Origin of the sequence: Enterobacter sp. HMSC16D10 (genome assembly GCF_001807145.1) — a bacterium.
Lineage (GTDB): Bacteria > Pseudomonadota > Gammaproteobacteria > Enterobacterales > Enterobacteriaceae > Enterobacter > Enterobacter roggenkampii.
Genome location: NZ_KV787879.1, coordinates 57,482 through 64,670 on the forward strand (window position 1 = coordinate 57,482; position 7,189 = coordinate 64,670).

Annotated in this window: 8 protein-coding genes and 1 tRNA gene; 6 read left to right on the forward strand and 3 right to left on the reverse strand. The window is 56.0% G+C overall.

Going from position 1 to position 7,189, the window contains the following annotated elements; all coding sequences use genetic code 11:
* Nucleotides 1-4: 4 nt before the first annotated feature.
* A tRNA-Met gene (locus tag HMPREF3143_RS12950) sits at nt 5-81 on the reverse strand.
* A gap of 208 nt (nt 82-289) precedes the next feature.
* Between HMPREF3143_RS12950 and mltA the strand changes: the two genes are divergently transcribed.
* Together mltA and tcdA are read left to right on the forward strand one after the other, a co-directional pair.
* On the forward strand, nt 290-1,387 hold the full coding sequence (gene mltA / locus HMPREF3143_RS12955) for a murein transglycosylase A (RefSeq protein WP_021241890.1): 1,098 nt from the start codon (nt 290-292) through the stop codon (nt 1,385-1,387).
* Between the two features lie 75 nt (nt 1,388-1,462).
* On the forward strand, nt 1,463-2,269 hold the full coding sequence (tcdA, locus tag HMPREF3143_RS12960) for a tRNA cyclic N6-threonylcarbamoyladenosine(37) synthase TcdA (protein WP_070533310.1): 807 nt from the start codon (nt 1,463-1,465) through the stop codon (nt 2,267-2,269).
* On the opposite strand, the gene csdE is transcribed toward tcdA, so the two are convergent.
* Nucleotides 2,260-2,706, reverse strand: coding sequence for a cysteine desulfurase sulfur acceptor subunit CsdE (csdE, locus tag HMPREF3143_RS12965; protein WP_008499650.1), 447 nt, complete (start codon nt 2,704-2,706; stop codon nt 2,260-2,262). The genes tcdA and csdE overlap by 10 nt on opposite strands.
* The gene (csdA, locus tag HMPREF3143_RS12970) at nt 2,706-3,911 is read right to left on the reverse strand and encodes a cysteine desulfurase CsdA (protein ID WP_070533312.1); all 1,206 of its coding nucleotides are present in this window, start codon (nt 3,909-3,911) and stop codon (nt 2,706-2,708) included. The genes csdE and csdA overlap by 1 nt, the downstream gene beginning before the upstream one ends.
* Before the next feature lie 192 nt (nt 3,912-4,103).
* On the opposite strand from csdA, the gene HMPREF3143_RS12975 reads away from it, so the two are divergent.
* The 4 genes from HMPREF3143_RS12975 (at nt 4,104) to rlmM (ending at nt 7,126) form a co-directional block, all read left to right on the forward strand.
* Nucleotides 4,104-4,331, forward strand: a complete 228-nt coding sequence (locus HMPREF3143_RS12975) for a YgdI/YgdR family lipoprotein (protein WP_008499648.1) — start codon at nt 4,104-4,106, stop codon at nt 4,329-4,331.
* 349 nt (nt 4,332-4,680) lie between these two features.
* Complete coding sequence (gcvA, locus tag HMPREF3143_RS12980) at nt 4,681-5,598, forward strand: glycine cleavage system transcriptional regulator GcvA (RefSeq protein ID WP_008499647.1); 918 nt, start codon at nt 4,681-4,683, stop codon at nt 5,596-5,598.
* A gap of 39 nt (nt 5,599-5,637) precedes the next feature.
* On the forward strand, nt 5,638-6,033 hold the full coding sequence (locus tag HMPREF3143_RS12985) for a DUF423 domain-containing protein (RefSeq protein ID WP_008499646.1): 396 nt from the start codon (nt 5,638-5,640) through the stop codon (nt 6,031-6,033).
* Nucleotides 6,026-7,126 carry a 23S rRNA (cytidine(2498)-2'-O)-methyltransferase RlmM gene (rlmM, locus tag HMPREF3143_RS12990; protein ID WP_021241891.1) on the forward strand — a complete coding sequence of 367 codons (1,101 nt, stop codon included), beginning with the start codon at nt 6,026-6,028 and terminating at the stop codon, nt 7,124-7,126. The genes HMPREF3143_RS12985 and rlmM overlap by 8 nt, the downstream gene beginning before the upstream one ends.
* The last annotated feature ends 63 nt before the right edge of the window (nt 7,127-7,189 follow it).

Sequence of the window (7,189 nt, forward strand, 5' to 3'; positions counted from 1 at the left end):
TGATTGGTTGCGGGGGCCGGATTTGAACCGACGACCTTCGGGTTATGAGCCCGACGAGCTACCAGGCTGCTCCACCCCGCGTCCGTGGATGCGCACTATACTCGGATAGACTTGTGATGCAACCCCTTTTTCACATTTATCATGATTTTGTATGCAAATTGAACGACATGGCGCGGTTTGGACTATTTTTTGCGCAAAATTTGCCAAAGGGCATGCGATCGCATTTCATTAGCCCTGGCGGTTTGTTATCTTCATCACGCGGAAATGGGCAACTAAAAGACGAGACAGAATGAAAGGACGTTGGGCGAAGTATCTGATGGCGGGCGCAATGGTAGCGATTCTTGCGGCCTGTTCTTCCAAACCGACCGATCGCGGTCAACAGTATAAAGACGGGAAGTTATCCCAGCCTTTCTCTTTAGTTAATCAGCCTGATGCGGTCGGCGCACCGATCAATGCCGGTGATTTCTCCGAGCAGGTCTACCAGATCCGCAACGCGTCACCGCGTCTGTACAGCGCACAGAACAACGTTTATAGCGCGGTGCAGGACTGGCTGCGCGCGGGCGGCGATACGCGCAACATGCGCCAGTTTGGTATCGACGCCTGGCAGATGGAAGGGGCCGATAACTACGGCAACGTCCAGTTCACCGGCTATTACACCCCGGTTATTCAGGCACGACACACGCGTCAGGGCGAGTTCCAGTACCCTATCTACCGCATGCCGCCAAAACGCGGCCGTCTGCCGTCGCGCGCTGAGATCTACGCCGGTGCGCTGAGCGAAAACTACGTTCTTGCTTACAGCAACTCCCTGATGGACAACTTCATCATGGACGTTCAGGGCAGCGGCTATATTGATTTTGGCGACGGCTCGCCGCTTAACTTCTTCAGCTATTCCGGTAAAAACGGCCACGCCTATCGCAGTATTGGCAAGGTGCTGATCGACCGCGGCGAAGTGAAGAAAGAAGACATGTCGATGCAGGCGATCCGCGAGTGGGGCGAAAAGCACAGCGAAGCCGAGGTGCGTGAGCTGCTGGAGCAGAACCCGTCGTTCGTCTTCTTTAAACCGCAAAACTTCGCGCCGGTGAAAGGGGCGAGCGCGGTACCGCTGATTGGCCGTGCGTCGGTGGCATCGGATCGTTCGATTATTCCTGCGGGCACCACGCTGCTGGCTGAGGTCCCGTTGCTGGACAACAACGGCAAGTTCAACGGCCAGTATGAGCTGCGTCTGATGGTGGCGCTGGACGTTGGCGGCGCGATCAAAGGGCAGCACTTCGATATCTATCAGGGCATTGGCCCGGATGCAGGCCACCGCGCAGGCTGGTATAACCACTACGGACGCGTGTGGGTGCTTAAGGCGGCACCGGGTGCCGGAAACGTATTCAGCGGCTGATTGTGGTATTCTGAGCGCAATACGGATTACTGTTCAGGGTGAGGAGAACCTCACCCTTTTTACATCTGAGGTGTTATGTCTGTGGTAATCAGCGATGCCTGGCGCCAGCGTTTTGGCGGCACGGCACGTCTCTATGGTGAAAAAGCCCTGCAGCTGTTTGCGGATGCGCACGTCTGCGTCGTGGGCATTGGTGGTGTGGGGTCGTGGGCCGCAGAAGCGCTGGCGAGAACCGGTATTGGCGCAATCACGCTGATTGATATGGATGACGTGTGCGTCACCAACACCAACCGTCAAATTCACGCCCTGCGTGATAGCGTCGGCCTGGCAAAATCGGAGGTCATGGCGGAACGTATCCGCCTGATTAACCCGGAATGTCGGGTCACGGTGATTGATGATTTTGTGACGGCAGATAACGTCGGCGAATACATGAGCAAAGGCTACAGCTATGTGATTGACGCCATCGACAGCGTGCGTCCAAAAGCGGCGCTGATCGCCTACTGTCGTCGTTACAAGGTTCCCCTGGTGACGACCGGCGGCGCGGGCGGGCAAATCGACCCTACGCAGATTCAGGTGGCCGATCTGGCGAAAACCATTCAGGATCCACTGGCCGCCAAGCTGCGTGAACGCCTGAAGAGCGACTTCAACGTGGTGAAGAACAGCAAGGGCAAGCTGGGCGTAGACTGCGTGTTCTCGACCGAAGCGCTGGTCTACCCGCAGGCCGATGGTTCCGTGTGTGCGATGAAAAGCACGGCGGAAGGGCCAAAAAGAATGGATTGCGCCTCAGGCTTTGGCGCGGCCACCATGGTGACCGCTTCCTTCGGCTTTGTGGCGGTGTCTCACGCCCTGAAGAAGATGATGGCGAAGGCGGAACGTCAGGCCTGAGCCTGACGAGCGGCGTCCAGTACCGCCTCGTTGAGCGCGATCAACCCCTGACCGCGCGAGGCGCTAAGCTGCGCGCGCAGCCCCAGCTCATCAAATAACGCCAGCGGCGAATGCGCCAGCAGTTCCGCCGCGCTTTTCCCTTCCACTGCCGTCAACAATACGGCCAACAGGCCCCGGACGATGCGGCCTTCGCTGTCGCCGAAGAAGTGCAGCTTCTCACCGGAAACGCTCACGCCCAGCCAGACGCGATTTTCACAGCCTGCAATCTCTTTCGCCTGCGCCTTGAGATCGTCAGAGAGGGTCGGTAACTGCTTACCGAGAAGAATCAGCTGGCGATATTTATCTTCCCACTGTGAAAGCGGGGCAAAGGTCTGTTTTAACGTCTCTTCAGTGATGACGGTGCCAAACGGATGTCCGGCTAAAGCAGCGTGAGTCATTAATCCACCAGTATTTCAAGCGCGCGGTCGACGGCGGCAACCAGCGCGTCAACATCGCTTTGTGTGTTATAAGGCGCGAACGAGGCGCGCAGCGTGCCGCTCACGCCGAGCGCCGACAGTAGCGGCTGCGCGCAGTGCTGCCCGGCGCGCAGGGCGATGCCATACCCCGCCAGCAGCGTCACCATGTCGCTGTGATGCACGCCCACAAAATCAAAGGCGAGCAGGCTTGAATCCTGAACGCGGAACGAGCGGAAACCCGGGCGCTTTTTCAGTTCTTCCTCTGTCAGCGTCGCCAGCCCCCGGCTCCAGCTTTCAGCCTGAACACTGTCTGTTTCTGCCAGCCACTCCAGCGCCGCGCTTAGGCCAATCACGCCGGCCACGTTCGGCGTACCGGCTTCCAGGCGGTAAGGCACATCCTGCGTTTTGAAACCGTCAAAAGTCACTTCAGCGATCATCTTGCCGCCCCCGAGCCACGGGGTCATTTTTGCCAGCAATTCCGGCTTGCCGTACAACACCCCAATACCGGTTGGCCCGTAGAGCTTATGTCCTGAGAAGGCATAGAAGTCGATATCCAGCGCCTGCACGTCGGCGGGGAAATGCACCACGCCCTGCGCACCGTCGACCATCACCACCATCCCGTTGGCATGCGCGATGCGAATCGCCTGAGCCAGGTCCGGGCAACCACCGGTGACGTTAGACATCTGTCCGAGCGCCAGAATGCGGCTACGGGGGGTAATCAACTCGGGGAGACGGGCCACATCGGGCAGAAGGTCTGCGCCCAGCGGAAGCTTCACCACGCGTGCACCCGTTTGTTCGGCCACCATCAGCCACGGCACCAGGTTGGCGTGATGTTCCGCCTCGCTGACGACGATCTCATCGCCCGGCTGAAGCAGCGGGCGCGCGTAGCACTGGGCCACCATATTGATGGCCTCGGTGGTGCCGCGCGTCCAGACGATATTTTTCCCGCTTTCGGCATTGATCAGGTGCGCCACGCGATCGCGTGCGGCTTCGTAGCGCGCGGTTAATCGCTGCGCCTCGGCAAACTGGCTGCGATGCACGTTCCCGGCGCTCAGGCTGTAAAATTGCTGCGTGGCGTCAATGACCGCCTGTGGCTTAAGGGCGGTGGCGGCACTGTCCAGATAAATACCGGCATCGGCCAGCGCCGGAAACTGTGCGCGGAACTGCGCAGGACTGAAAGCGTTCATGGGATTCCTCATTTCAATATCACGATCGTCGCGCAATTTCCGCGGCAGGGCAAGGAGGTTGATATCTATCAGAATTGTCTGCTTATCCTCATGCCCCCAAAAAAGCAGGTTATGCTAAATAGTGTTAGGCGGATGTTTTAGCCTGTTATAAATCGAGGTTTGAATAGCATTAATTGCTAAAGGAGAATAATCATGAATAAGACAGCTGCAATCATCTCTGCCTGTGCGTTTACTTTTGCCCTGAGCGCCTGTTCCGGTAACAACTACGTGATGCACACCAACGATGGTCGTTCCATCGTTTCGGAAGGGAAACCGACAACCGATAACGATACCGGGATGATTTCGTACAAAGATGCTAACGGGAACAAGCAGCAGATCAACCGCACGGACGTGAAAGAGATGAAAGAGATCGAGCATTAACCGATCGCAGGCGAAAAAAAAGCACCGCAAGTTGGCGGTGCTACATTAATCACTATGGACAGACAGGGTAAATGTACAGGAAGTGAAAAATTGGTAGCGTTGCTACCGTGGTCTGAATCGCAGACCAATTGCAAACACAACAACACAACATCACAACCGTAAGCCAAAAGCCCTTCAGAACACGCATTCCGAAAAAAGCTCTTCGTTCCGGCTCAGGAAGTGCCGCCACTATAGGTATTTGCTGGTAGTTCCTCAACGGACAAATTATAATGGCTCAGATAAAAAAAACTAATAGGTTAAACGTTGTTTCCTATTTGTTAAATTCCTTTAACATCTAAGCCATATAACCATGTCAAAGCGATTGCCCCCCCTCAACGCATTACGTGTTTTTGATGCAGCAGCACGTCACCTGAGCTTCACCCGCGCAGCCGATGAGCTTTTTGTGACACAGGCCGCAGTAAGTCACCAAATCAAGTCTCTGGAGGATTTTCTGGGCCTTAAGCTGTTTCGTCGACGCAACCGCTCGTTGCTGTTGACCGAAGAGGGGCAGAGCTATTTTCAGGATATTAAAGAGATTTTTTCGCAGCTTACTGAAGCCACGCGTAAGCTACAGGCCCGCAGTGCAAAAGGTGCTCTGACTGTCAGTTTATTGCCCAGTTTTGCCATTCAGTGGCTGGTGCCAAGACTCTCAAGCTTTAACTCAGCTTATCCGGGGATAGACGTTCGAATCCAGGCCGTGGATCGTCAGGAAGACAAGCTGGCCGATGACGTGGACGTCGCGATTTTTTATGGGCGCGGTAACTGGCCGGGCTTGCGTGTTGAGAAATTATACGCAGAATATCTCCTGCCGGTCTGTTCCCCTCTGCTGTTAACGGGCGACAAAGCGCTGAAGTCTCCCGCTGACCTGGCGCAGCATACGCTTTTGCATGATGCCTCTCGACGCGACTGGCAAACTTATACCCGTCAATTAGGTCTTACACATATAAACGTGCAGCAGGGACCCATCTTTAGCCACAGTGCGATGGTGTTACAGGCTGCCATTCACGGGCAGGGCGTGGCGTTGGCGAACAACGTCATGGCGCAGTCCGAAATAGAGGCAGGTCGCCTGGTCTGCCCTTTTAATGATGTACTGGTCAGCAAGAATGCGTTTTATCTGGTTTGTCATGACAGTCAGGCAGAACTGGGTAAAATAGCCGCCTTCCGGCAGTGGATACTGGCGAAAGCGGCAAGCGAGCAAGAAAAATTCCGCTTCAGGTATGAACAATAACGTTTGTGTGCCGGGCACGCATCAATTCAGGACTTAAACATGACCAGCCGATTCATGCTGATTTTTGCCGCGGTGAGTGGCTTTATTTTTGTTGCACTGGGCGCCTTTGGCGCACATGTCTTAAGCAAGTCGTTGGGCGCTGTAGAGATGGGCTGGATCCAGACCGGCCTTGAATATCAGGCGTTCCATACGCTGGCAATCTTTGGGCTGGCGGTGGCGATGCAGCGCCGTATCAGCATCTGGTTTTACTGGAGCAGCGTCTTTCTGGCGCTGGGTACGGTGCTTTTCAGCGGCAGCCTTTACTGTCTGGCACTTTCGCATTTACGCCTGTGGGCGTTTGTTACACCTGTCGGTGGCGTCAGCTTCCTGGCGGGTTGGGTATTAATGTTTATCGGAGCTATCCGTCTGAAACGCAAGGGCGTTGTTCATGAATAAGGTTGTTTTATATTGTCGCCCGGGGTTTGAGAAAGAGTGCGCCGCGGAAATTACCGATAAAGCGGCGAAGCGCGAAATCTTCGGCTTCGCCCGCGTAAAAGAAAACGCGGGCTATGTGGTATTCGAATGCTATCAGCCTGAAGATGCGGATAAGCTGGCGCGCGAGCTGCCGTTCAGCTCGCTGATTTTTGCGCGCCAGATGTTTGTCGCGGGTGAGCTGCTCAAAGACCTTCCCCCGGAAGACCGCATCACGCCAATCGTGGGCATGCTGCAGGGCGTGGTGGAGAAGGGCGGCGATCTGCGCGTTGAAGTGGCGGATACCAACGAAAGTAAAGAGCTGATGAAGTTCTGCCGTAAGTTCACCGTTCCGCTGCGCGCGGCGCTGCGTGATGCGGGCGTGCTGACGAACTACGAAACGCCGAAGCGTCCGGTGGTGCATATCTTCTTTATTGCACCGGGCTGCTGCTATACGGGCTACTCGTACACCACCAACAACTCTCCTTTCTTTATGGGCATTCCGCGTTTGCGCTTCCCGGCCGATGCGCCAAGCCGTTCTACGCTGAAGCTGGAAGAGGCGTTCCACGTCTTTATCCCGGCGGATGAGTGGGATGAGCGTCTGGCAAACGGCATGTACGCCGTCGACCTTGGCGCGTGCCCGGGCGGCTGGACCTATCAGCTGGTGAAACGCAACATGTGGGTATCGTCCGTTGATAACGGCCCAATGGCGCAAAGCCTGATGGACACCGGACAGGTCACCTGGCTGCGTGAAGACGGTTTCCGCTATCGCCCGAACCGCAACAACATCTCATGGATGGTGTGCGACATGGTTGAGAAACCGGCGAAAGTGGCCGCGCTGATGGCCTCCTGGCTGGTGAACGGCTGGTGTCGCGAGACCATTTTCAACCTCAAGCTGCCGATGAAAAAGCGCTATGAGGAGGTGTCGCAGAACCTGGCCTACATTCAGGAGCAACTGGACGAGCACGGGATTAACGTGGAGATCCAGGCGCGTCAGCTGTATCACGACCGCGAAGAGGTGACGGTGCATATTCGTCGCTGGTGGGCGGCCGTAGGCGGGCGTCGCGACGAGCGATAGCACGTACTTTGTTTTGCCCGGTGGCGCTTCTGTATGACCGGATACATAGGTGACAGATCAGAC